Annotated in this window: 23 protein-coding genes and 1 pseudogene; 9 read left to right on the top strand and 15 right to left on the bottom strand. The window is 71.4% G+C overall.

Annotated features, from left to right (window positions below; all coding sequences use genetic code 11):
- Positions 1–11: 11 nt before the first annotated feature.
- Together LIP_RS02170 and LIP_RS02165 are read left to right on the top strand one after the other, a co-directional pair.
- Positions 12–407: a (R)-mandelonitrile lyase gene (locus tag LIP_RS02170; protein ID WP_068133746.1), complete on the top strand. Its 396-nt coding sequence runs from the start codon at positions 12–14 to the stop codon at positions 405–407.
- 36 nt (positions 408–443) lie between these two features.
- Positions 444–818 carry a DUF2255 family protein gene (locus LIP_RS02165; protein ID WP_068133743.1) on the top strand — a complete coding sequence of 125 codons (375 nt, stop codon included), beginning with the start codon at positions 444–446 and terminating at the stop codon, positions 816–818.
- Between the two features lie 168 nt (positions 819–986).
- Here LIP_RS02165 and LIP_RS02160 read toward each other — a convergent pair whose 3' ends face one another.
- Positions 987–1592, bottom strand: coding sequence for a class I SAM-dependent methyltransferase (locus tag LIP_RS02160; RefSeq protein ID WP_144440287.1), 606 nt, complete (start codon positions 1590–1592; stop codon positions 987–989).
- A 116-nt stretch (positions 1593–1708) separates the two neighbouring features.
- The gene (locus tag LIP_RS02155) at positions 1709–2461 is read right to left on the bottom strand and encodes an AAA family ATPase (protein ID WP_068133738.1); all 753 of its coding nucleotides are present in this window, start codon (positions 2459–2461) and stop codon (positions 1709–1711) included.
- A gap of 158 nt (positions 2462–2619) precedes the next feature.
- On the opposite strand from LIP_RS02155, the gene LIP_RS02150 reads away from it, so the two are divergent.
- A complete protein-coding gene (locus LIP_RS02150; RefSeq protein ID WP_198409655.1) occupies positions 2620–3147 on the top strand; it encodes a GNAT family N-acetyltransferase in 528 nt (175 codons plus the stop codon).
- 228 nt (positions 3148–3375) lie between these two features.
- On the opposite strand, the gene LIP_RS02145 is transcribed toward LIP_RS02150, so the two are convergent.
- Together LIP_RS02145 and msrB are read right to left on the bottom strand one after the other, a co-directional pair.
- Entirely contained in the window at positions 3376–4608 is a 1233-nt protein-coding gene (locus tag LIP_RS02145) for a winged helix-turn-helix domain-containing protein (RefSeq protein WP_068133737.1), read from the bottom strand.
- Positions 4609–4837: 229 nt separating this feature from the next.
- Entirely contained in the window at positions 4838–5260 is a 423-nt protein-coding gene (msrB, locus tag LIP_RS02140) for a peptide-methionine (R)-S-oxide reductase MsrB (RefSeq protein ID WP_068141368.1), read from the bottom strand.
- 262 nt (positions 5261–5522) lie between these two features.
- On the opposite strand from msrB, the pseudogene LIP_RS20275 reads away from it, so the two are divergent.
- Positions 5523–5597 (top strand): annotated as a pseudogene (locus tag LIP_RS20275) (secondary thiamine-phosphate synthase enzyme YjbQ); the annotation flags it as partial.
- Positions 5598–5603: 6 nt separating this feature from the next.
- Positions 5604–6065, top strand: a complete 462-nt coding sequence (locus LIP_RS02135; RefSeq protein WP_144440286.1) for a P-loop NTPase family protein — start codon at positions 5604–5606, stop codon at positions 6063–6065.
- Positions 6066–6176: 111 nt separating this feature from the next.
- Here LIP_RS02135 and LIP_RS02130 read toward each other — a convergent pair whose 3' ends face one another.
- The 11 genes from LIP_RS02130 to LIP_RS02085 all read right to left on the bottom strand — a co-directional run bounded on the left by LIP_RS02130 (position 6177) and on the right by LIP_RS02085 (position 17527).
- Positions 6177–6851 (bottom strand): response regulator, encoded by a 675-nt coding sequence (locus LIP_RS02130; protein ID WP_068133731.1) that lies wholly within the window; start codon positions 6849–6851, stop codon positions 6177–6179.
- A complete protein-coding gene (locus tag LIP_RS02125; protein ID WP_068133725.1) occupies positions 6841–8256 on the bottom strand; it encodes a sensor histidine kinase in 1416 nt (471 codons plus the stop codon). Before LIP_RS02125 ends, LIP_RS02130 begins: the two co-directional genes overlap by 11 nt.
- On the bottom strand, positions 8253–9395 hold the full coding sequence (gene pgsW, locus LIP_RS02120) for a poly-gamma-glutamate system protein (protein WP_082725737.1): 1143 nt from the start codon (positions 9393–9395) through the stop codon (positions 8253–8255). Before pgsW ends, LIP_RS02125 begins: the two co-directional genes overlap by 4 nt.
- Positions 9395–9838 carry a poly-gamma-glutamate biosynthesis protein PgsC gene (gene pgsC, locus LIP_RS02115; RefSeq protein WP_068133721.1) on the bottom strand — a complete coding sequence of 148 codons (444 nt, stop codon included), beginning with the start codon at positions 9836–9838 and terminating at the stop codon, positions 9395–9397. Before pgsC ends, pgsW begins: the two co-directional genes overlap by 1 nt.
- Positions 9831–11156 carry a poly-gamma-glutamate synthase PgsB gene (gene pgsB, locus LIP_RS02110; RefSeq protein ID WP_158509523.1) on the bottom strand — a complete coding sequence of 442 codons (1326 nt, stop codon included), beginning with the start codon at positions 11154–11156 and terminating at the stop codon, positions 9831–9833. The genes pgsC and pgsB overlap by 8 nt, the downstream gene beginning before the upstream one ends.
- Positions 11157–11297: 141 nt before the next feature.
- The gene (locus LIP_RS02105; protein ID WP_068133714.1) at positions 11298–12380 is read right to left on the bottom strand and encodes a M14 family metallopeptidase; all 1083 of its coding nucleotides are present in this window, start codon (positions 12378–12380) and stop codon (positions 11298–11300) included.
- A gap of 74 nt (positions 12381–12454) precedes the next feature.
- Complete coding sequence (locus tag LIP_RS18765) at positions 12455–12598, bottom strand: hypothetical protein (RefSeq protein ID WP_158509522.1); 144 nt, start codon at positions 12596–12598, stop codon at positions 12455–12457.
- Between the two features lie 12 nt (positions 12599–12610).
- Positions 12611–13918, bottom strand: a complete 1308-nt coding sequence (locus LIP_RS02100; RefSeq protein WP_198409654.1) for a hypothetical protein — start codon at positions 13916–13918, stop codon at positions 12611–12613.
- A 40-nt stretch (positions 13919–13958) separates the two neighbouring features.
- Complete coding sequence (locus LIP_RS02095) at positions 13959–14558, bottom strand: DUF6305 family protein (RefSeq protein ID WP_231699369.1); 600 nt, start codon at positions 14556–14558, stop codon at positions 13959–13961.
- Positions 14559–14618: 60 nt separating this feature from the next.
- Entirely contained in the window at positions 14619–16340 is a 1722-nt protein-coding gene (gene ggt, locus LIP_RS02090) for a gamma-glutamyltransferase (RefSeq protein ID WP_068133703.1), read from the bottom strand.
- Between the two features lie 56 nt (positions 16341–16396).
- A complete protein-coding gene (locus LIP_RS02085; protein WP_068133701.1) occupies positions 16397–17527 on the bottom strand; it encodes a succinylglutamate desuccinylase/aspartoacylase family protein in 1131 nt (376 codons plus the stop codon).
- A gap of 1176 nt (positions 17528–18703) precedes the next feature.
- On the opposite strand from LIP_RS02085, the gene LIP_RS02080 reads away from it, so the two are divergent.
- From LIP_RS02080 to LIP_RS02065, 4 genes are all read left to right on the top strand, one after another.
- Entirely contained in the window at positions 18704–18895 is a 192-nt protein-coding gene (locus tag LIP_RS02080; protein ID WP_068133698.1) for a hypothetical protein, read from the top strand.
- A gap of 127 nt (positions 18896–19022) precedes the next feature.
- Positions 19023–19289, top strand: a complete 267-nt coding sequence (locus LIP_RS02075; protein ID WP_068133695.1) for a MerR family DNA-binding protein — start codon at positions 19023–19025, stop codon at positions 19287–19289.
- A complete protein-coding gene (locus tag LIP_RS02070) occupies positions 19267–19725 on the top strand; it encodes a PaaI family thioesterase (RefSeq protein WP_068133691.1) in 459 nt (152 codons plus the stop codon). Before LIP_RS02075 ends, LIP_RS02070 begins: the two co-directional genes overlap by 23 nt.
- On the top strand, positions 19722–21323 hold the full coding sequence (locus tag LIP_RS02065; protein WP_068133688.1) for an acyl-CoA dehydrogenase family protein: 1602 nt from the start codon (positions 19722–19724) through the stop codon (positions 21321–21323). Before LIP_RS02070 ends, LIP_RS02065 begins: the two co-directional genes overlap by 4 nt.
- Positions 21324–21694: the final 371 nt, after the last annotated feature.

Genomic DNA, 21694 nt, shown 5'->3' with positions numbered 1-21694 from the left:
GAGTGGGGAGATTGGAGATTCGGCGCGCTGGCTCACAGCCTTCCGGCAAGGGGCCGGAGGCGTATTTCACTGGTTCCGTGCGCGTAGACCCGCTGTATGAGGCGCACGATCCGGGGAGGGTGCGGGCCGCGATGGTCACCTTCGAGCCCGGCGCCCGGACGGCGTGGCACACCCACCCGCTGGGCCAGATCCTGATCGTGACCGCCGGTCGCGGCCTGGTCCAAACCTGGGGAGGCCCCATCCAGGAAATCCGGCCCGGCGACGTGGTCTGGATCCCGCCGGGCGAGAAGCACTGGCATGGCGCCGCGCCCACCACGGCCATGACGCACATCGCCATCCAGGAAGCCCTCGACGGCAAGACCGCCGACTGGCTGGAGCACGTCACGCAGGAACAGTACCGGGGATAGCGAACTGGTGTTTGACGGTTCCGAGGAGGTCCCACCATGGGCACATGGTCAAAAGATGAATTGGAAAAGATCGCTGTGGCCGACGATCTCCACGTCTCGCCGTTCCGTGCGGACGGGGTGACGTACGGCACGCCCACGTGGGTCTGGTGCGTCGTGGTGGACGACGCCGTTTACGTGCGTGCCTACAACGGGCAAAACTCCCGCTGGTACCAGGCCGCGGTGCGGCAGAAGGCAGGGCGGATCACGGTGGCCGGCATGACCAGGGAAGTCACCTTCGAGCCGGTGGACGGGCCCATCCAAGACCGAATCGACGACGCCTACCGGGCGAAGTACCGCGGCAGCCCCTACCTCAACCCGATGATCGGACTCCGTGCCCGCTCTGCAACAGTCAAGATCCTGCCACGGGAATGAAGGGAATTGCACATCCCGTGCTTGGACCTCGCCCACTGTCGCCAACCTCTACTACGCCCAGCCCCTTTCACGGTGACGGAGACGGAGACGGGGAGCGCATAGGACGCGGCCCTTCTCGACACCCATGGGGTGAAAGAGAGGTCCATCAACGCAAGGTCGGCCTGTTCCTCATCCCGCCCGGTGCTCCGGGCGCCGCACCAGCAGGGCGTACTGCTCCACCCCGGACGGCACCTCTCCCTGCAGCTCGAAGCCCGCTTCCCTGAGCCAGGTCTCCAGCTCCGGGCGCGGAATCCGCTCGGCGGGCGGAGGACCCACCTCCCCCGGCGCTTCTGGATCGAACTCGGCGACGACGGCGAGGCCGCCGGGAGCCAGGGCGGCGAGGACCGCGTCGAGGACCCGGCGGGGCTGGTCGGTGTGGTGGAGCATGTGGGTCACCAGGGCGGCGTCGACGGCCTGGGGGAGCGTGAAGCTCTCCGCGTCGGAGACCACGGTCTCCACCCTTCCCCGCTCCCCGGCCTGCCCGTCCTCCGCCAGCTTGTGACGCAGGTAGGCGAGGGCCTCCTCCCGGCGGTCGACGGCGAAGACGCAGCCGCCGGGGCCGAGCCGGGCGGCGGCCCGCAGCGTGACGTAGCCCGGCCCCGAGCCGACGTCCGCGACCGTGCCGTCGGCCCGGAGCGCCAGGGCGTCGAGCCACCTCTCCACTTCGGCGCTCCGGAGGACCTGCCGCCGGAACACCTCGTCCCAGTCCACGTGCCGCATCTCACGGTCGTACACGCGCTCACCCTGTCTCAGCCACACGACCCGAGCCCGGGGGCCGTGGCGCACGCTTCCGGATGTTCGTCAGGGGCATGAAGCGGGCTCCTCCGCGGATCGTATGCGCTGCCTACCCCCTACGACGCCATGCGGTAATACCCTCCCGCCACCCCCCGGCACCGCTCCGGGTGACACGTGCGGACCACCACCTGGAGGTCCTCCGTGGCCTCCTCGAGCAGCTCCACCAGGCGGTGGTGGCGCACGGGGTCGCTGTTCACCAGGGGGTCGTCCAGCACGAAGAGCAGCCGGCCCTCGGCGGAGGCCAGGTAGCGGGCCAGGGCCAAGCGGGTGAGGACGAAGAGCTTCTCCTGAAGCTCCTGCACCCGGGCGCGCGCGGCGTCGCGCTCGCGGCGGGCCTCCTGGTACGCCTGCTCCACCGCCTGCTCGGAGCCGGCCTCGGCGACGATCCTGGCGACGGTGTCCTGGTGATGGCCGCGCTCGGCCTCCCGCCCCGCCCGTTCCTGCTCCAACCGGGCCTTCTCCACGCGGGCGGCCTCGAGCTCGCTCGCCCTTCGGTCGCGCCCTTCACGGGCCCCTGCGAGCCGGGTCTCGGCTTCTTCCAGGGCCCCGGCGAGGCCCTCCAGGTGCGGCTCGGGCCGGGCCTTCAGCTCCTCCCGGCTCAGCTTCAGCTCCCGGCAGGAGGCGGAGGAGCGGGCGAGGAACGGGGCGAGAAGCTCTTTGAGCTTGGCCTCCACGCCCCGCAGCTCTTCCTCCGGCTGAACGGCCTCGCCGGACCCCGAGCGCACCTCGAGGGTGTCCACGCCGTCGAGCTCCGCCCGCAGCTCCGCCCGGCGGCGCTGGAGCTCGTCCAGTCTTGTGCTCGAAGACATCGCCTGCGACGAGGAGGAAGTCGGCGCCCCGCTCCCGGGCGAGCTCCACGATCCGCCCCGCCGTCTCCTGCCGGCGGCAGGGGCAGGAGACGGCACGGCCGCAGGTTGTCGGGCGGCCGGCGTCGAAGGCGTGGGCCGTTCGCGAAGGAGGTGGCCTCGTGCCGCACGTGGAGGGCCCCAGCGCAGAGGGCCCGGTCACCGTGACCCCACCCTCGACGAAGGTCGACCGGGCGTGGCTGGAGCAGCTCTGGACGGCCGAGTGGGGCGGCACCACGATGATCAGCCGGGGGAAGCGCCACCGGCTCGACGACCTCGAGGCGCGGATAGCCTGGCAGGGCGGCGAGCGGGTGGGTGCCGTCACCTACCGCATCGGTTCGGAGGCGGGCGGCGCTCCCGAGTGCGAAGTGCTGAGCCTCAACGCCCGGCTGGAGGGAAAGGGGATCGGCAGCCTCCTGCTCGAGGCGGTGGAGGCGGTCGCGAGGGAGGCCGGGTGCCGCCGGGTTTGGCTGACCACGACCAACGACAACCTGGACGCCCTCCGCTTCTACCAGCGGCGCGGCTACCGGCTCGCGGCGCTCTATCCAGGCGCCGTCGATGCGGCCCGGGACGCGAAGCCGACCATCCCGCGCGTGGGGGACCATGGGATCCCCATCCACGACGAGATCGAGCTGGAGAAGGGCTTGTGAGAGGATCTGGCGGATCGTACGCCACCGGGCCCACGGGGCAAAGGAACGGTAGGGCGGGTCCCAGTCCAGCACGGCGTCGGTCAGGTTTCCTGCGGTGGCGAGCAGATCGTGCCGGGTGAGCTCGAGGAGGCGGCGGCACCGGGTGATCTCGCCGGCGCTCGCCGGCAGGCTTCCTGCGCGCGGGACGCCCGAAGGGCAGGGGGCCCCTCCTCCACCGCAGCGTCAGAGCTAGCCCTGTGGCTGCGGCGCCCCTTGAGTGGCCCGCCTGTCGACGCGGGTCGCCCCGACATCGCCTGCGAGGCCTTCGATGCCCGCCCACACCTTGGCCATCTGCTTGGGCGACGGCTCCACGCCAGGCTCCAGGGTCAAGCGTTCCACCCGGAGCACGCGGTCGGACCGGTCCATCCTGGCGTCCAGGCGGCCGATGAAACGGTCCCCTTCCAGCACCGGCATGGCGTAGGGGCCGAAGCGGCGCCTGGCCGGCGGGAGGTAGATCTCCCAAGTGTAGTCGAAGCCGAAGAGGTCCGCCACGCGCTCCCGGCGCCAGAGAACGTTGTCCAGCGGCGGGAGCAGGTAGACATCGGGCGCCACGGTGGCACCGGCCAATGCCTCCAGCAGCGGCACGAACTCCGACAGGACGTAGTAGGTGCGGCGCGCGCCGTCGATGCGAAACCGTTCGAGCTCGCCCTGCCTCACCAGCCGCTCGACGGCCGCTTTCCGCTCGGCGGCCGGCCACTTGCGCCAGCCGAAGCGGAAGTCGCCCGTGTCGGCCACACCGTACGCCCTCAGGTACTTGTGCAGCAGAGGCTCCCAGGAGCCGGTTCCGCCCGGCCGATCGAGCCACAGCTCGGACAGGGCGAAATGGCGCTCGTCTCCCTGCCGCAGGGCCACCACCACCTCCCCCGCCTCCCACAGGTGCTCCAGCGCCTGGGAGGTGGCCTTGGTCTTCGGGGCCGCGTCCCAGTAGCCCTTGACGCGGTCGCCCGATTCGAGGCTCCGGGCCGGGAGCGGTCCCTCGGCGGCCAAGCGCTCGCGTACGTATTCGGCCGCTGCCTGCAGCTCGGGCGAGAAGGGGGGCTGGAGGAACCGAAGGTGGACGCGCATCGGCTCGAAGGTGCCGTAGTCCTCCATGGGGAGAACGCAGCGGGCATTGGCCTCGTACTCGAAAACGCGCCTCTGCCGGTAGAGGGCCTCCAGGTGCTCGGGGCGATACGACGCGACGCGGTTGCGTAGGACCAGGTGGTGGTTCCGTTCCACCACGGCCACAGGATCCAGCTGGACCGCTTCCAGCCGGCGGATGGCCTGGAGCGTGCCCTCCTCGCCCCCGAGCCCGTCCCGCCAAGGGCCGCCCTCACCGTGCGGGCCCCGCCCGCGGCTCCACCGCAGGAGCCCGTTCCTGGCCAGGACCAGGCGCCGGAGGGCCGCCGCCGGGACCGATCGCGTGGCGTCGTCGTGGCTCACCGGGGTACGCCACTCCCTCTACGCAAGCAAGGCTGCCGAACTCCATGACTGACCGCGACTGCCCTGACACCTCGGTGTCAGTAACGACCTGGCTTCGATGGACACGCAGCCTCCCACCGCCGGTCGAGCGAGCGGCTTCGACCGCCTCATGAGGCTCCCAGGGCCTGCGCCATCTGGTGTAGTAGACCCTCCCTTCGGAACCCAGGCGCCTCCCGGCCGGGGAGACCGTCTACTCCGTGACCAGTGGGATCGGCTGCCCCTGGGGCACGTGCTTCATGGCGACGGAGTTCATGCAGTAGCGCAAGCCGGTCGGCGGGGGGCCGTCCGGGAAGACGTGCCCGAGGTGGCTCTCGCAGCGGGCGCAACGGACCTCGGTGCGGATCATGCCGTGGGAGCGATCCTCGTGCTCGGTCACGGCGTCCTGTGAGATGGGCTGCGTGAAGGACGGCCAACCGGTTCCCGACTCGAACTTCTCCCCGGACTTGAAGAGCGGGTTGCCGCAGGCGGCACACACGTACGTCCCTGGTTCCTTGGTCCCCACGAAGCACCCTTCCCAGGGCGGCTCCGTGCCGGCCCTGCGCAGCACCCGATGCTCCTCGGGCGACAGGCGCTTCCTCCACTCCTCGTCGCTGAGCAGGAACTTGCCCGCCATGGTCCCCATCCCCTTTCCGTGTTCGACCCTGCAGCGCTTGACCCTCCGGCGTCGAGCGTCCAAACCATTATGGCCCGACTGCGGCCGGCAGGCATCCCGGCTCGGTCGGGGAATAAGAGAAGTCCGGCGCCCCAGAGGCTCGTGGCCGGGGCTCCCGGACGGAGAGGCTCTGGAACGGGGGGATGCAGCGTGCAAGCGCTGGCGGTGGAGAGCCACCAGTCGACCGAGTGGATCGACGTGACCGAGGCGGTCACCCGGGCGGTGGCAGCGCGTCTTCTTCTGCGAGTTCGACGGGCCCCGCCGCCGCGAGCTGTGGCTCCAACCGCTGGGGGGTTGAGCTCGGGTGGAGGAGACGCATCAACCCGGCCAAGCGATGGGGACCCACGAGACGGGACCACCGCTGGCCACTGCGAGCCCAGGCCCGACGCCCGACCGAGCCCCCGGCCGGCAGGAGGGCTGGGTGGTCGACGGCAACTACAGCAGGGTGCGGGATCTCCTCTGGCCCGCGGCGGATACCGTCGTCTGGCTGGACTTCTCCCCACCCGTCATCATGGGCCGTCTGCTGCGGCGCACTCTGGCACGGACGCTGCTCCGGCGGGAGCTGTGGTCCGGGAACCGGGAGAGCCTGGGGCGAGTCTTCAGCCGTGATTCGATCCTTCTGTGGGCCCTGCGGACCTACCGCCGGCGCAGGCGTGAGTACCCCGAGCTCTTCCACCGCCCGGAGCACCGCCACCTGCGGGTGATCCACCTGCGTTCCCCCCGGGAGGTCGAGGCCTGGCTGCACGCGGTGCGGTCACCATCCTGAGCGTGGAAGTGCGCAGGAGGGTGATCCGCGAAGAACATCCTGATGGTGACTCACCCGCATCTGCCGCGGCTAGAGCGGAAACTCACGCCAGGATCCAGCCTCCGGTGTACTTCAGCGCAGCCTATACACCTTCTTTGGCCGTCCCACCGCCTGGTACTCCAGGGAGACGCGTACCTGCCTCCGCGCCTCCAGGTGGCGCAGGTAACGGTAGGCCGTCGCTGGGGCGAACCCCCCGGCCTCGGCCACGTCCTGAACGGCCACCCCTCCGGGAGCCTTGGTGAGGATCCGGATCACCGCCTCCATGGTCGCCTGCTGCATCCCCTTGGGCAGATTCTCGGAGCCGGCGCCGCCGGCGGAAGGCCCGGCCGGTGTGCGGGGAGCACTCTCCCTCGCTTCGCCCGCCTCCCGCCGCCGCTCCAGGTGAACCCGGAGCCGCGCCAGCAGGTCGGGGGCCCGGATCGGCTTCAGGGCGAAGTCCCTCGCGCCCGCCTCCCAGAAGGCGTCGGCCAGCTCCTGCCGCTCGTCGACGGTCAGGACCACGATGGGCAGCTCCGGATCCATCTGGCGCAGGGTTCGGGTCAGGGCGAGGCCGTTCTCGCCGGGCAGATGGTAGTCGATGATCAGGATGTCCGGCCTCCGGCGCGCGAGCCAGCGCAGGGCCGTCGTACCCTGGGGGAAGGTGACCATGATCCAGCCCGCGTGGCGGGCGATGCTCCGCAGAGTGTACCGGATCCCGGGATCATCGTCAATCGCCGCCAGGAGTGGCCGCCGGCTCTCACCCGCCATCTGCCTCACCCTCCCTGCACGCCGGAAAGCGGACCACCACCAGGGTCCCCCGGCCCTCCAGGCTCCTGAGCGTCATGCGGCCGCCCAGCTCCCCCTCCACCACCTGGCGGGCGAAGGTGAGCCCCATCCCCGAGCTGCCCGAGCGACCAAAGCCGGCCTCGAAGGCGCGCCGGGCAGTCTCGGCGTCCATGCCGGGCCCCCAGTCCCGCACCCGGATCCGGAGCTCGCGTGAGGTCCCCGCCACCTGGACGCGCACGCGGCCTTCGGGCCCCGCGGCCCGCCGGGCGTTGGTGAGCACGTTCAAGAGGGCCCGGCTCGCCCTGAGCAGGTTGACCCGTACCGCCGGCAGGCGGTCCGTAACCAGGAAGACCGTGGGCCGGGGCTGCCTGGTCGAAGGGGTTGCCCCCACCGCCGGATTGTCGACGGCCGAGAGCTGCGCCCGCAGGTAGCGGATCAGCTCGTGGCCGTCCACCCGGCGGGCCGCCTGGGGTGAGAGGATCTCGGCGATCATCTGGCTCATGGTGGCCACCGCCCTCTCCACCCGGCTGACGTGAGCCCGCAGCCGCCGGTCCGAGGCGACGGGCAGCGAGAGCCCCAGGAGGCTCGCCAGGCCTGAGACCGTGGCCAGGGGGGTCTTCAGGTCGTGGACCAGCGCCTGGACCTCCACCAGGGCCCGGTTCCGCTCGGCCTCCTCCCGGGCCCTGGCCTCGGCCCGGGCCACCTGCAGCTCCTCCTGCTGCCTGGCAACGATCACTGCCAGGTGCTTCCGGTAGTCCACCATGAACTTGGCCATCAGGACCGCAATGGCCGTGAAGACGTCGAAACCGGCCAGCCCCCAGAGGTTGAAGAGGCGCTCAGACTGAAGGAAGCCGGCCGCGAGCTTGATCTCGATGGAGAGCTCCCCGTTCCCGAACCCATGCCGGGTCAGTGCCGGTACCACGTCCAACCACTGGAGGCCCAGGAGGAAGACGGTCAGGATCGCGCCCCGCATGAACCGCCCGTGGGTCGCCTCGGCCATGTGGTGGACCAGGGCCGCGGCCAACACCCCCGCGATGGCCGGGCCGCCGAAGTCGTAGTGCACCCCGTGGATCCACTGGACCAGCACGTAGGCGGTGGGGATCACCGCCAGGGGCGCGAGCCAGCTGAGCCACCGCCGCGCCTGCCCGTGGGCGCTGGTCTTGACGGCCTCGGCCGTCAGGAAGGCACCCAGGTAGATGGGGACGGCCCGCACCGTGTTCAGGACCACCAGCGCCCCCGCGGCCAGGAGGAGCCGGCCGCTGTCCAGCAGCTCGATCGCCTCCCGCACCAGCGGCAGGATGCCGAAGGCCTGATGGGGCAGGAGGGCCGGCAGCGCCACCCCGGCGGCGAGGAGCGCAGGCCCCGCCAGCCCGCGCCGGGAGGTCATGGCGGGATCACCTCTGGGAAGGGGACGGGATCGATGGGTAGCCCGCTTCGCAGCGCGAGCTCCCGAATGTTGAGCAGGTGGATCACCGGCACGCCCCTCCCGGCCATCCGGGAGAGCACCCCCGCCTCCGCCTCCGGGCCGCAGGCGGGCACCTCCTGGGGCAGGTTCAGGCCGGGCGGCAGTGCGAGCATCGCCGGGCATCGCCCCAGGGCCGCCTGGCCGCCCCCCACGTTCACGCAGGCCGCGATCCTGGCCCCGTGGCGCGCCGCCACCTCGTCGAAGAGCTCCAGGCGGGCCTGGACTGCGTTCTCCAGGTCCCGTGCCGCCGGGTTCGCGCCCTGCAGGCTCGCGCCTTCCGGGGACGCGCTTCCGCCCTCGGCCGCCAGCAGAGGCACGCCCGATCGGTCGACGGCTGCCCGGAGCGCCTCCACCCCTTCGGGGAGGAGGCCGCCGCCCCGGTCGCCCTCGCCGCCCAGCGCGTAGGCCAGGGAGCGCTGGCCGATCAGGCCCTTCTCCCAGAGGGTCCGCTCCATGTCGGCCCACGTCCACAGGGGCAGGTTGGCGCCCCACATGGAGGCCCCCAGGGAGGCGACCGCCGCCAGGTGCAGCTCCAGGGCGTCGGCGGCTGCAAAGACGGCCAGGTTCAGGCCCGGGAAGGACCCCGACAGGGTGGCGGCCGCCACGTCTCCCGGCCGGGCGCCCGCCCGCCAGAGCTCTTCGGCGAGGACGCCCGCCCACTGGGGGTTGGCGGCCGTCCTCTTGGCGACCGGATCGCCCATGGTGGTGGTGATCTCGGTGAACTCGACCCCGATCAGCCCCGTGCGGTTGGGGTCCGCGACCGGGTCCAGGGGGAACCCCCTTTTGGCCCGCTCCTCGGCCAGGACCGGCAACGCCCGGGCCATCCTCGCCACCGCCTCGCGGCGGATGGCATCGGGGAGGCTCCCGCCCGCCAGGCCTTCCTCGCCCAGGGGAGGCAGCCAGCCCAGCGCCAGCGCGGCGTAGTAGCCGGCCAGCAGGAGCAGCGCCGCAAGGGCAAGATGGGCCGGCGGCTGGGGAAAGCGCCCCTGCCTGGGGCGGAGCACCTGAGGCGCGGCGGCCGTGGTGCCGCCTCTTGCTTCCCTGCCGGCACGTCGCCCCATCAGAGTCCCCAGCCCGTGAAGAGGAGGAGGATGAGCCGAGTGATCACGGCCAGGGCCGCGGTGGCGGCGAGGGTGGTCAGGACCCCCTGCCGCTCCATCTCGTTGGCCAGGAGACCCGGTACGATGTAGCCGATCGCCCGCACGTCGGCACCGGCCACGGCCACGTGGGGTGCCAGCCGGGCCAGCGCCCAGGTGCCCAGGATCCCCACCACCAGCATCGCTCCGTAGCGCCTCCGCCCGAACAGGATCGTCATCCGTCCCAAGCCCCGTGCGACCACGAGCCAGGTGACCACGGCCAGGAGCAGGGTCGCCGCGACCCGGAGCGGCTGGTCCAGGAAGAGGGCCAGATAGCCCGGCACCACCATGCCGCCGGCGGTAAGGCCCACGCCCTCGTAGAGGAGCAGGTTCAGGAGCACCCCGACCGCGACCGCGCTCTCAACCACCCGCAACGCCTCCCTCGGCCGCCGCCGGCTCGCCGGCCCCGGCGGCCCGCCCCAGGGGCACCGGCTGCCAGGGGCCGTACCCTTCCTGCCAGCTCCTGGCGCCCCGGGTGTTGCCGCAGGCGACCACCACCACGTGCGGGCGGGTGGACCCCGGATCCCCGCCCGAACCCTCACCCGGCCGCCCGCCGGGAGCCTCATCTGCTCCCCCGCCGGCTCCCGGCTCCACGCCCCACCGGGCCAGCAGGAGGCCGGGGGCCCCGGGGCCCTGGCAGGCGCCCGCCCCCAGGAGGCGCGCACCGCCCCTGTCGCCCGTGGCCCAGACGCGTGCCGGGTGCTCCGAACCTACGCTCCGCAGGACCTCAGGAAGGCGACCCCCGAACCTCCCTGCCCGCTCGGACCGATCCGCCCGGTGGTGGTAGATCACCCGCAGCTCGAAGCCGGCCGCCGGCGGGCAGGCGGCCAGCGCGCCCTCCATCACCCGCCGGAAAGAGTCCGGGTCGTTGGCCGCCAGGGCGTCCACCAGGAGCACGGTGGAGCGCTCGCCCGCGCCCGGGTCCCTCAGGCGGCCCACCGTCCAGGCGGCGGTACCCGGCTCCACCAGCGCGGCCGCGAAACCCCGCCAGGCGGTGGGCTCGTCCACGCCCAGGAGCCTCGCGGCCGTCATCGCGACGCCCAGGTTCTCGGGCGCGTGCCAGGCCAGGGCAGCGCCCAGGGTTGCAGGCGCCCTCGCCGGATCGAGAGGGGATGCCAGGTAGGCTCGGCTCTTCCGGCGCCGGGCCTCCTCGGCAAAGAAGGGAAAGGCCGCTGCGTCGCCGGTCACCAGGAGGCCGCCGGCAGGAATGGTGTTGGCCAGGGTCCGGGCGATCTCGGCCCGGTCGCGGCCCATCACGTCACCGTGGTCGTCCCGGACGTTGGTGATCACGCCCAGGGTGCTGCGGACCATCCGGTGCTCGCTCACCCAGAGGAGCTCGGGGCGGAGCGCCATGCACTCGAGGACGGCCGCGTCGCAGCCAAGACGAGCCGCACGCACCACGGCCCGCGCCTGCTCGCGGATGGTCGCTCCCCCGGCCCCGCGCCGCACCGGTTCCTCGGTGCCGTCCGGCAGGAGCCAGCGGGCCTCGGTGCCGGTCACCTTTCCCAGCACCCGGGCGCCCGACGCCTGGAGCGCCGCCGCCAGGAGCCGGGTGACCGTCGATTTCCCCCGGGTTCCGTTGACGTGCACCCGCACGGCCACCGCGGCCCGGGCTCGCTGGAGACGGGCCTGCTCCGCCATCCCCAGCCCCGCGGCAACGGCCCCCAGCAGGGCCACCTCCACCACCGACGCCACTCCCCCCACCCCGACCTTCATGTCTTCGCAGGCGCGCCCGGTGCCTTCCTGCTGGCAGCCGCAGGGAAGGGGCCAGAAAAGCGGAAGACCCCCGCTCCCGGCAGAGGGCGGGGGTCCTGGCAGCCCCGGCGTCTAGTTGAGGCTGGCCCCCAGGCCCCGAGCCTCCAGCTCTGCGTAGCCCGGAGCGGCGTAGCTGAAGGCGAAGCCCGGATCGGTCATGGCGAAGGCGTCCAGCACGCTCCGGACCGTATCCAGGTGGGTACCCACCCGCTTCCAGAGGGGCGACTCCGGGTCGTTCACCGGATCCGCGTTCCTGCGCTCGTCGCTCCCCGCCGAAGCCTGGGCCGGGTTCGGCGTCTCGATCAGGTAGGAGTAGGCAGGCGTGGCGTCGCCCCACTCCCGGTGGCTCAGGCCCCGGAAGTCCACGGACGAGTGCTCGAGCTTCATGGAGATGCCCTCGTACTCCAGGTTCAGCAGGGCGAGGGCGCCGATCTCCAGCCCCTTGGGATGGCTCACCAGCATGTTGGCCAGCCGCGAGGTGGGCCCGGCCTCGTGCAGGTCGAAGGCGACGTGGACCTTCTCCCGGCGGAGGAGCTCCACGATCGCGTAGCTCACCTGCTCGGTGAGGGTGCCGTCGGCTCTCCCGGGGTGGACCCGGTCCAGGTTACGGCTTTCGGCCCCCTCGAACTCCGCGCCCAGGGGATGGACGAAGACCGCCGGGTCGGGCACGCCCTGATGGTCCGGATGGGTACGCCGCGCCCCGTAGCGGAAGGCCCTGGGCCCGCTCGGCGTGACGAGCCAGATCTGCCCCGGGTCGCCGTACTCGATCTCGGCGTAGGTGGCGGCGCTGTTGTTCGCCCGGGGGATGACGATCAGACGGCCCTGGGTCACCACCGCCTTCTCCACCAGCACCGTGGCGGCCATCGCCCCGGCGATCTCGTTGCCGTGGGTCCCGCCGGCCACGAAGACCGTCGCCCCCGGCTCGGAGCCCTCCAGGACGTAGACCCGCGTGTCGCCGGGCGTCCCCTTCAGGGCCGGATGATACTCGCTCAGCCAGCCAACCCGGGTGACCCCCGCCCCCGGCCGGATGTCGTGGCTCACGTAAGGGCCGGGGCCCGCCGCGGCCGCGCCCGCGCCCACGAGCACCGCCAGCCCCAGCACGGCCGGCAGGACGACGAAGACTCTCCGGAAGGACGAGTGCGCCATCCTCTCCATCCCCTCTCCTCGTTCGCTCGTTCCTCGGCAGAATGCGGTCCCAGATCGATCCATCGGGCGCCGGCCAGGACGGCTCACCGGATCCAGAAGGCCCGGAGCAGCAGGGGAAGCAGCACCAGCGCGGCCGTCAGCTGGTCGCGGAACCGCCGCCCCCGCAGCAGGTGCCACGCGACCAGGCCCGCCACGTAGATCACCAGCACCCAGTAGATCCACTGCATCTGCCTGCCCCCTCAGCCGAAGAGAAGACGCCCGATCGGCCCGGCCCAGGCGACCATGGCCAGACCCGCCAGGAGCGTGAGCAGTGCAGGCACCAGGGTGAGCCGCAGGACTCCCCAGTACGAGGGCTCGCCCACCACCTGCGCGGCAAAGATGCCTGCCAGGGCCGTGGGCGGCATCAGGTCGCCCAGGCCCGCCAGGAGCGAGAGCCCGGCGGTGGTCACCAGGTCGTTGTTGCCCAGGAAGGCCAGCAGGAAGGGGACCCCCAGCACCGAGGCGGCTCCGTAGGCCGACACCGCACCGAAGAGGGGGAGTCCCACCGCCATCGCCCCGTACTGGGCCAGGGCAGGCATCGCGAGGAGGCCCACCACCACCCAGCCCCTGCCGCCAGTGGCGGTGAAGACCTGGATGAACATGCCCACCCCGACCAGGATGGCCAGGACCGGGATGGCAGCCGCCACCGCCTCCCGGGCGCAGGCGCTCCAGGAGAAGCGCCTCGCACCCACGAGCCAGGCGACCCCCGCGCCGATGAGGAAGACCAGCGGGAGCCCCAGGTCCGGGACGATGCCGGGCCAGAGCCTGCCCGTCGCCATCAGCAGGGCGACCACCAGCCACGGGAGCCAGTGGCGCCAGGCACCGGCTCGCTCGGCCCCGCCCGCGGGCGAGGGAAGGCCCCCCGGGCCGCCGGCGGCGACAGCCGGGGAGCTGCCCTTCCCCCCCATGATAGGCAGTCCCAGGTACCATGCGGTGACCAGCGCGAGCGGCAGGGTGCCCAGGAGGAGGGGTCCTTCCAGGCCCACGTAGGGCAGGTCCACCCCGCCCCCGATCAGCATCGCCGGGATGTTGACCGGCGGCGCCAGCATGCCGTAGATGGCCGCCATGGCGATGAACGCCCCGGCCCGACTCCGTTCCATGCCCATGCCCACCAGCACCGGCGCCACCAGGGCGCCCGTGGTGAGAACGGAGGCCGTGGAGGAGCCGGTGATCATGCCGGGGAGCATCACCACCAGAGCCAGGAGCGGCAGGAGCAGCACCGGCTTCCGCCCGAAGCGGGCCACCAGGCCCGAAGCCAGGCTGGGCAGGCCCCAGGACAGCTCCGTCGCCTTCACGAAGATCATCGCCGCGGCGATGATCAGCATGGTGTCCAGGTAGCCGAGGCTGCCCTCCAGCAGGTGGCGCAGGAGATCGGGGGCGAGCCCGCCCAGCAGGCCTCCCGCAGCCGCCGCCAGGGCGAGAGCGAGCCCGATGGGAGCGCGGGCCGCCAGGGCGGCGACGGCGAAGAGGACGACCATGACCATTACGACCACCGCTGGTGAGAACACCCGCGCTCCCCCTGACTCAGTTCGTGACTCAGTCCCTCGCTCAGTTCCCGAACAGGCCCGTCAGCGGCTCCCGGGCGTCGACGATCCGCTCCACCTCGGTGAGCGGGATCCCGTGCTGCCGGGCCAACTCGGTGAAGAGGCCGTCGTCGTTGCCGGCCTTGACCACGATCATGGCGTCGGCGTGGGCCGCCACTGCCTCGATCAGCTGGTTCGAGGCGGGCCCCCGGCGGGCGGTGCCGCCCACGTGCATCAGGAGCACGAACATGTCGCTCGCGTCCGCCTGCTCCATGATCGCCTGGACCCGCGCCAGCTCCTGGGCCTCGTCGATGCCGGCGGCACCCAGGCCCTTGGCGCTCGAGCCGACGACCACCACCAGGGTGTTGTATCCGGCCAGCTCATCGGCCCCGACCAGCGGATCGTACTCCAGGCCCAGCTTCAGCTGGGTGTTGGCCAGCACGTTGACCATCACCGCGTCGGAGCTCTGCCCCGCGGAGGTGATGATCGCGGGCCTGGACGCTCCGGCCGCACCGGCCGGCGCGACCGCCATGCCGGCCAGGGCGACGGCGAGGCCCAGGACGGCCGGCCAGAGGCAGGTCCTCCGGGTCCGGCTCGTTCCCGCGGCCAGGCGCTCGATTCGCATCACGGCTCATCCTCCCATCTCGATCTGCCCTTCAGACGCCGCACCGCAGGAGCCGAAGCGTCAGTACCCGACCACGCCGCCGCTCCGGCGGGGATCCGCTCCGCCGACGAACTCGCCGGTCTCGGGTTCGATCATGATCCCCTGGGCGCCGCCGAAGTAGAGGTCCCAGTCACCGTGGACGTTCAGGGTGTACCCCATCGCCTCGAGCTCGGCCCGGATGTCAGCCGGCACCCGGCTCTCCATGTGGAGGTTCTTCTCCGAGTCGCGGGCGTAGAACCGCGGCGCCTCGATCGCCTCCTGGAGGCTCATCTCGTAGTCCACCAGGTTGACGATCAGCTGCACCATCGTCGAGACGATCCGCCCGGCGCCCGGGGTGCCGATGGAGAGGACGGGCTCGCCGTCCTGCAGGAGGAGGGTAGGGGCGATGGTGGTGCGCATCCGCTTGCCCGGTGCCAGGGTGTTGGGAAGCCCCGGTCGGGTGCTGAAGTTGACCATCTCGTTGTTCAGGACGATGCCGGTTCCCGGCACGGCGGCCTTGGCTCCGAAGAAGCTGGAGATGGTCTGGGTGAGGGCGACCACGTTCCCTTCCGCGTCGGCGGTCGAGAGGTGGGTGGTGCTGGCCGACTCATGCCCCGGCGCAGCATAGGCGCCCACCGGCACACCTGCCCCGTAGGGCGTGGGGTCTCCGGCCTGGGGGCGCTCGCCCATCCGATCGAGGGGGATCTCCTCAGCCCGCCGGGCGGCGTACTCCCTGGAGGTGAGCCCCTCCACCGGCACGTCGACGAAGGCCGGGTCGCCGTTGTACCAGTTGAGGTCGGCAAAGGCACGCTTGAGCGACTCGGCGGCCAGGTGGATCACCCGGGTGGACGGGAAGGTCTCGCCCGAGAGGTCGAAGTTCTCCAGGATCTGGAGCGCCTCCACCACGGCCATGCCGCCTACCGGCGGGGGCGCGGAGACCACCTCGTAGCCCCGGTAGCTGCCCCTCACCGGCTCGCGCTCGAAGGCGCGGTAGTCGGCCAGGTCCAGGGTGGTGATCAGGCCGCCGTTCTCCTCCATGGCGGCCGCGATCGCCTTAGCGATCTCACCGCGGTAGAAGGCGTCCTGACCCTTCCCCGCCAGGATCCGCATGGTCCTGGCCAGGTTCGGGTTTCGGAGGATGTCGCCGGCCATGGGCGGGAAGCCGTCCACCAGGTAGATGGACGCAAGCTCGGGGTCGGCCAGGATCGCCTCGTAGCTGTCGGAGATGGAGGCAGCCAGCGTCTCGCTGACGGGGAAGCCCTCCTCCGCCAGGCGGATGGCAGGCTCCAGGACCTCGGCCAGGCTCATGGTGCCGTACCGGCTCAGGGCGGTAGAGAGGCCCGCCACGGTACCGGGCACGCCCACCGACTCCCAGCCCGTGGAGGCCGTCCCATCCGCGTAGCGCTCGAGGGTGGCCGCCCGGGGCGCGGCGGAGCGGTAGTCGATGGCAGTCAGGTCACCGCCCGCCAGGTGGATCACCATCATGCCCTCGCCGCCCAGGCCCGAGGCGTTGGGCTCCACCACGCCCAGCGCGAACGCGGCGGCGACGGCCGCGTCGATCGCGTTGCCGCCCTTCATCAAGATCTCGACGCCAGCCTCGGACGCGAGCGGGTGCGCCGAGGCGACCATACCGTTCTCAGCCCGTACCTCGGGCAGCAGGGTCCCCTGGGCCAGGGCTGCTCCCGATGCGACCATCGAAACGACGAGCAGGGCGACCAGGCTCGAGATCGCCCAGCGCTGATAGCCGATGCGCGAGTTGGACACGTCCCCAACCTCCTTTGCCCTCGAGACGAGGGTTTTCTCCCGGCGTGCGTCGCCGGTCAGTGCTCAGTCGGTTCGGCCCCCTGCAGGAAGCGGCCCAGGTCGCTCCCGGCCAGCTCTGCATAGGAGGGCAGCCCTTCCACCACGACCTCCTGGTCCTCACCGAAGAGTCCCAGGTTGCGCAGGAAGGACTGAAGTCCGGTGATGTGGCGGGCCACTCGCTCGGAGAGGGGGTGCCCGCCTTCGTCGAAGGGAACGTAGAGGCGCCCGATCCGGGCCGCCTTCACGTAGTTGGGGTCCTGGCCTTCCAGGACCAGGTCGGCGTCGGTCTTCCCCCGCAGCCGGCCCTGGGCCGGGTTGGCCGATTCCATCAGCACCACCAGGGCGGACGTCTGGTCGCCCAGCTCGCGGTGAATCAGTCCCCGGAGGGATTCGGGGGAGGGCTCCAGCCCGAGGCTCATCCCTTCCATCTGAACCTCGAGCGCGACCCAGGCGGCCAGATCCATCGCCCTGGGGTGGGCCACAATGGTGTTGATGACGGGGTACTCGGGCGAGGCCTCATGGAGGTCGATCACCAGGTCGGCCTCTTCCTGAACCACGAGCTGCTGGATGGCGTAGGCGACCTGCTCGGTGAGCGACCCGTCGGGCCGCCCGGGGTAGTTCCGATTCAGGTTCCGCGCATCGGAGCCGGCGAGCTCCTGCCCCGAGGCGGCGTGAACGTAGACGATAGGGTCAGGCCACTGGTGCAGCGGGTTGGTGACCCGGCTCCCCAACTTGAAGGTCCGCTCGCTGCCGTCGGGAAGCGGAATGAACACCCGCTGGGGGTGGCCTTCCAGCGGAAGGGTATGGGTGGACGCGCTGGCGTTGGCCTCGGGGATCACCAGGAGGCGTCCCTGGCGAGCCACGGCGTTCTCCACCACCAGGACGGCGGCAAGCTTGCCGGCCAGCTCGTCGGCGTGGGTGCCGCCCAGGATCACCACGGTGCCGCCGGGGTTGCCGCTGTCCAGCACGTAGACGGGCGTCTCCCCCGGGCTTCCCGCCAGCGGGGCGAAGTAGTCCGACAACCGGGCCGTAGCCGTGACCCCTGGCCCAGGCACGATCACGTCGGCCCTCTCCATGGAGCGGAAGGTACCCGACGAGAGCGCCACCAGGGCGATGACCGCGACGAACAATGCGACCCCTCGTCGCACGTGCGGTGCCCCCCGGCGCCTTCTGTCGCGGTTCTCCGCTCCCACCCAGCAATCCCCCACATCCCTCGGACGGAGAGAACGGCCGGCCAACGGCGCTCCCGAGGCCCGGCGCCTCGAGCACGCTGGTCGTGATGAGGCTTCGGGCCTTGATCATGGAAACTTTGCCATCTGTCCCGGGCAGCCCTAGTTTCTTGCGTTCTTTTCGCGGGCCTGGAGGCAACTCCCTCTCAGGATTCGACCCCTGCACCATCGACCCGGCCCGTCTTGAAGGTCGTTCCCATTCCCGTCCACCAGCCTGACGCCGAGGACGGTGCGGCTCGCAACGGACGTCCATCGATCATCGTTCTGCTGTAGCAGGTCCAGGAGGAGCACGGGTACCTTCCCCGCGCAGAAGTGGTCCGCTGCGGCAGGGAAGCGGGCATCTCCGTCGCCCAGGCCTACGGCGTGGCCAGCGCTGGTCATCGACGGCGACGTCTTCGGACGGGTGACCTCCCGGCAGGTCCCCCGCATCCTGGCCCGTTACCGGAGGAGGAGCCAACGTGACCACGTCCCGGCGTGAGGGGAGCCTGCTTCAGACCCCGCCGCCGGCAAGCGGCCTGCAGGTGGCCCTGCCCGAGTTCTTCGTCGGTTCGGGTACGTGCGGCCGTGCCGCGGGCGCCGACCGGATCCCGGCGCTCCTGCGCGAGGAGCTGGCGGTGCGCGGGCAGGAAGCCGTGGTGAAGCAGGTGGGCTGCATCGGCATGTGCCGCTGGGAGCCCATCGTCGACGTCCGCCTCCCAGGCGGGCCCCGGCTCTCCTTCGGGCCTTGCGACGAGCGGAACCTGAAGCGCATCCTGCACGAGTACGTGGACCACGGCATCGTCCCCGGCGACCTGCTGCTGGGCGTGGTCACCGACGGTTCCGAGGGCAAAGGGGCCAACTTCGAGGCACCGATCCAGCCCTCAGCCGACGAGCCCGCCTTCCCCGGGCGGCCGCCGCTCCTCCGCGAGCACCCGATGATGCGCCTCCAGAAGCGGATGGTGCTTCAGGACTGCGGCCTCATCGACCCCGAATCCCTGGAGGTCCAGGGCTCCGCCTCCGAATGGCCGCCCGCTGAGCTCGTCACGACTGGCGGCGCAGGCCACGTCGTGCCGTCGGTTCATAGAGCCATGAGTAGACCCGTTGGAGGTGAAGCCAATGCCAGGCCAGACCAGGATGGAGAAGCTCGCGGTGGAGCTGGAAAGCAGCATCAACGATCTGGTGCGCAAGCTGAGGGTGATCGCGCGCCACGCCGAGGCGCTGGCGACCGAGCTGGGGGCTGGCTCCACGCAGGAGGCAGGGGCGCGCGAGGCGCCTCCCACCCAGCCCGACACGCCGCCCAGGTCATAGGAACCCGAAGGCAACGGGTAGCCATAGCCAGCCGCGGCGCCGCCACCCATGGCGGCCTCCCTTCGGAATGTTATTGACGCTTACGTCAACGTTAGTTACTCTTGGTTCCACAGGGAGATGGTCGCGCATGGGCCGGCGGCTCGGCTTCACCCTGGCCGAGATCCGGGAGGTGCTGGACCTCTACGACGTGGATCGCACCGAGGTGACCCAGCTCCGGGAGGTCCTGCGCCTGGGACGGGCCCGGATCGCCGAGGTGGAGGCCCAGATCGCCGACCTGGAGGTCCTGCGCTCCGAGCTGCGGGACCTGGAGGCGGGGCTGCAGCACCTCCTCGACGAGAAGACGGGCCCTGATTCCCACTTGCGGGAGGACCATGCCAACCGTGGAGCCCCTTGATCTGTTGCACCTGGGTCACCGGGTCCTGGCGGCCCAGCCTTTCAGCCTCCTGATCGGCGCGACCCTTGAAGCCTTCTCGCCGGGTATGGCCGTGCTGAGGATCCCCATCCGGGAAGAGCTGCTGCAGCAGAACGGGTTCGTCCACGGCGGCGTCCTGAGCTACGCCGCCGACAACGTCCTCACCTTCGCCGGCGGGACCGTCCTCGGCCCGGGCGTCCTGACCTCCGGGTACAAGATCAACTACCTGAGGCCGGCGGTGGGCGAGAGTCTGATCGCTCGGGGTACGGTCGTCCACGCGGGGAGACGTCAGGCCGTCTGCCGCTGCGACGTCTTCGCGGTGGACGGCCAGGGCAACGAGACCCTCTGCGCCACGGCCCAGGGCACCATCGTCGCCACCGGCGCCGGTCCGGAAGTCAGGGAGGGTGGCCCCTCGTGAGGTTGCAGTCCTATGCGTACGGCAAGAACCACTTCACGCTGGATCAGGACCTGCAGGCGGTGCTTGGGCGCTACTGGCCCGACGTGGAGGCCCACCGGCCCCAGCTCCAGGCCTGGGGCGAGCTGATGGGCGGTGAGGCGTACCGGGTGGGCTACCATGTGGACCGGGAGGCGCCGCCCGTCCTGGTGATGCACGACCTGGACGGGAACCGCGTCGACCGGGTGCGCCTCTCCCCCGCCCAGGAGGCGCTCCTCCAGGAGCTCGCCCCCCTGATGCGTCCTCCCTACCAGGGCGGGAGCTGGCACCACCACTACGCGCTGGGCTACCTCCTGGGCGACCCGGGGCTCTACTGCATCCTCACCATCACCCAGCAGGTGGTCTACGCGATCCACAAGTACGCCCCCGAGCACGCCGGCTGGAAGGAGCGGCTCCTCTCGGGCGAGGCCTGGGGCGCCACCTGGATGACCGAGATCCAGGGCGGCAGCGACCTGGGGGCGAACCGGACCGTTGCCCGGCCTGACGGTCCTCTCTGGCGGCTCTCCGGGGGCGACAAGTACTTCGCGAGCGGGGCGGGCCTCACCGACCTGGCCGTCGCCACCGCCCGGCCCGAGGGCGCCCCGGCGGGACCCAAGGGCCTGGCCCTCTTCCTGGTGCCCCGGCTCCGGCAGGACGGCACCCTCAACTACCACGTTCGCCGCCTAAAGGAGAAGAGCGCCACACGGGCCGTCCCCTCGGGCGAGGTGGAGCTTCCGGACGCCGAGGCCTTCCTCATCGGCCGGGCCGAGGAGGGCATCTACTACACCCTGGAGATCCTCACTTCCTCCCGCCTGGCCAACGCCCTGGGCGCCATGGGCATCGCCAAGAAGGCCCATCTGGAGGCGCTCTACCGGGTCCGCCACCGCACAGCCTTCGGGAAGGCCCTGGTGGAGCACCCCCTGATCCGCCGGGACCTGGTCGACCTGGCCGTCCGCCAGGCGGCCGGCCTCGCCCTCTCCTTCCGGGCCGTGGACGCCTTCGACCGGAGCTGGCACGAGCGCCCGCCCTACACCCCCGACTACCACTACGCCCGCTTCCTCTCCCACCTGGCCAAGAACCGCACCGCTGACCACGCGGCCGAGAGCACCCGCCTGGCCATGGAGCTCTTCGGCGGCCTGGGCTTCCTGGAAGAGTACGCGGTCGCCCGCTGGCACCGGGAGGCGCTGATCACCCCCATCTGGGAGGGACCGAGCAACATCCAGGCCCTGGACCTGCTGGAGGCGATGGCTAAGAAGCGGGCCCACGAGAGCTTCCTGGCCGAGCTCGTGCCGATGCTGGAGGAGGCCGGCACGCCCGAAGCGTCCGAGGCCCGCCGGACCGTCGAGCAAGAGGTGGACCGGCTCTCCTCCCTGCCCCCCGAGGAGGCCCAGTGGTACGCCAAGCACGCCCTCACCCGCCTGGCTGACGCCGCCCAGGTGGGGCTCCTCTACGACCTGGCCGCCAGCCAGGGCGATCGGTACGGCCGGCTGGCTGGCCTCTATGCCCGGCGGTTCCTGGTAGGCGAGGAGTACCCCGCGTGGGCGGGGAGGGATGAGGAAGTCCTCGGGGAGAGGGTGGGCTGACACGCTTCAAGAGCCCACCCTCTTCCGCCACGAAGGACGCTGCTTGATCCTGGGCACGTGCACGCTTGTCCGATCTCACGCCCGCCTGCACGCTTCGATCACCCCGCGTCATGCCGTGGGGCACCCCTGGCCGTGACCAGGCCGTTCACGGCCGAAAAAGACCATGGTTGAGGGATCGGGGGTCCGCGATTTGCCTTCCGACTGTACAAGACCAGTCCGACTCGCTGGTTTCGGGCCTGAGATCCATTTCGAACCGCTCACTGCAAACTGAGACCATACCAAATCAAACCGCCGGAGAATCCCGCTGGCTCAAAGGGTGCGGGATGCAGGTTCCGCGACCGGTGGATCGAGATCGCCGGACGGGGCCTCTT

Origin of the sequence: Limnochorda pilosa (assembly GCF_001544015.1) — a bacterium.
Classification (GTDB): Bacteria; Bacillota; Limnochordia; order Limnochordales; family Limnochordaceae; genus Limnochorda; species Limnochorda pilosa.
The sequence above is the reverse complement of the archived record's forward strand: the minus strand, read 5'-3'. Positions and strand labels throughout refer to the sequence as shown.

Bases quoted from the DNA above. Each gene is read 5' to 3' on its own strand.
- LIP_RS02080 (WP_068133698.1), top strand. From the start codon at position 18,704: ATGCCAGGCCAGACCAGGATGGAGAAGCTCGCGGTGGAGCTGGAAAGC.
- LIP_RS02070 (WP_068133691.1), top strand. From the start codon at position 19,267: ATGCCAACCGTGGAGCCCCTTGATCTGTTGCACCTGGGTCACCGGGTC.
- LIP_RS02155 (WP_068133738.1), bottom strand. From the start codon at position 2,461: ATGTCTTCGAGCACAAGACTGGACGAGCTCCAGCGCCGCCGGGCGGAG.
- LIP_RS02125 (WP_068133725.1), bottom strand. From the start codon at position 8,256: ATGACCTCCCGGCGCGGGCTGGCGGGGCCTGCGCTCCTCGCCGCCGGG.
- LIP_RS02095 (WP_231699369.1), bottom strand. From the start codon at position 14,558: ATGCGAATCGAGCGCCTGGCCGCGGGAACGAGCCGGACCCGGAGGACC.
- LIP_RS02075 (WP_068133695.1), top strand. From the start codon at position 19,023: ATGGGCCGGCGGCTCGGCTTCACCCTGGCCGAGATCCGGGAGGTGCTG.
- LIP_RS18765 (WP_158509522.1), bottom strand. From the start codon at position 12,598: ATGCAGTGGATCTACTGGGTGCTGGTGATCTACGTGGCGGGCCTGGTC.
- LIP_RS02165 (WP_068133743.1), top strand. From the start codon at position 444: ATGGGCACATGGTCAAAAGATGAATTGGAAAAGATCGCTGTGGCCGAC.
- LIP_RS02105 (WP_068133714.1), bottom strand. From the start codon at position 12,380: ATGGAGAGGATGGCGCACTCGTCCTTCCGGAGAGTCTTCGTCGTCCTG.
- pgsW (WP_082725737.1), bottom strand. From the start codon at position 9,395: ATGGGGCGACGTGCCGGCAGGGAAGCAAGAGGCGGCACCACGGCCGCC.
- msrB (WP_068141368.1), bottom strand. From the start codon at position 5,260: ATGGCGGGCAAGTTCCTGCTCAGCGACGAGGAGTGGAGGAAGCGCCTG.
- LIP_RS02130 (WP_068133731.1), bottom strand. From the start codon at position 6,851: ATGGCGGGTGAGAGCCGGCGGCCACTCCTGGCGGCGATTGACGATGAT.